An 884-nucleotide genomic window follows, 5' to 3' on the forward strand; every position below is an offset into this window, starting at 1 on the left:
CTTGTCCATGTAGAACAGCTCGTTGTCCAGGCCGGCGTAGCCGGCCGCCATCGAGCGCTTGTTGACGATGATGGTCTTGGCCTTGTACGCCTCCAGGATCGGCATGCCGGCGATCGGCGACTTGGGATCGGTCTTGGCCGCCGGGTTGACCACGTCGTTGGCGCCCAGCACCAGCACCACGTCGGCCTGGCCGAACTCGCTGTTGATGTCTTCCATCTCGAAGACCTGGTCGTACGGCACCTCGGCCTCGGCCAGCAGCACGTTCATGTGGCCGGGCATGCGGCCCGCCACCGGGTGGATCGCGTACTTCACGGTCACGCCCTTCTCGGTGAGCAGTTCGGTCAGTTCCTTCAGGGCATGCTGCGCGCGCGCCACGGCCAGGCCGTAGCCGGGGACGATGATCACGGTCTCGGCGTTGCCCATCAGGAAGGCGGCATCGTCGGCCGAGCCGGACTTCACGTTGCGCTGCGCCTGCGCGCCGGCGGACGCGCCAGCCGACGCATCGCCGCCGAAGCCGCCCAGGATCACGTTGAAGAACGAGCGGTTCATCGCGCGGCACATGATGTACGAGAGGATGGCACCGCTTGAATGCCGAAGGCATTGCCGCGCCGTGCCGTGGTCGGGTGCGACAGCCCCTTCAGCGCCTGGATAAAGCAGACCGATGCGCCCAGGTAGGACAGCGTCACCAGATTCATCGACAGGCCGTTCATCGCGCCACCTCCGCCAGCTTCCCGCCCGCCTGCGCGCTGTCCTGCGGCGGTGCCTTCGGTGCCTTCTTGCGGAACATCTCCAGCATGCGCTGCGTGACCAGGAAGCCGCCGAACACATTGACCGCCGCCAGCGCCACCGCCAGCGTGCCCATGGCCCGGCCGACATTGCCTTCG

General features: G+C 67.0%; 2 protein-coding genes and 1 pseudogene. All 3 read right to left on the reverse strand.

The window, feature by feature from the left end:
• Positions 1-588: pseudogene (locus ACAD63_RS17870) on the reverse strand (NAD(P)(+) transhydrogenase (Re/Si-specific) subunit beta); the annotation flags it as partial.
• Positions 546-710 (reverse strand): hypothetical protein, encoded by a 165-nt coding sequence (locus ACAD63_RS17875; RefSeq protein WP_434034040.1) that lies wholly within the window; start codon positions 708-710, stop codon positions 546-548. The pseudogene ACAD63_RS17870 and the gene ACAD63_RS17875, both read right to left, overlap by 43 nt.
• Positions 707-884: proton-translocating transhydrogenase family protein (locus tag ACAD63_RS17880; protein ID WP_434034013.1), on the reverse strand; the 178-nt coding region annotated here is incomplete at its 5' end. The genes ACAD63_RS17875 and ACAD63_RS17880, both read right to left, overlap by 4 nt.

This window comes from Cupriavidus sp. a3, assembly GCF_051015765.1.
Taxonomy (GTDB): Bacteria; Pseudomonadota; Gammaproteobacteria; order Burkholderiales; family Burkholderiaceae; genus Cupriavidus; species Cupriavidus oxalaticus_A.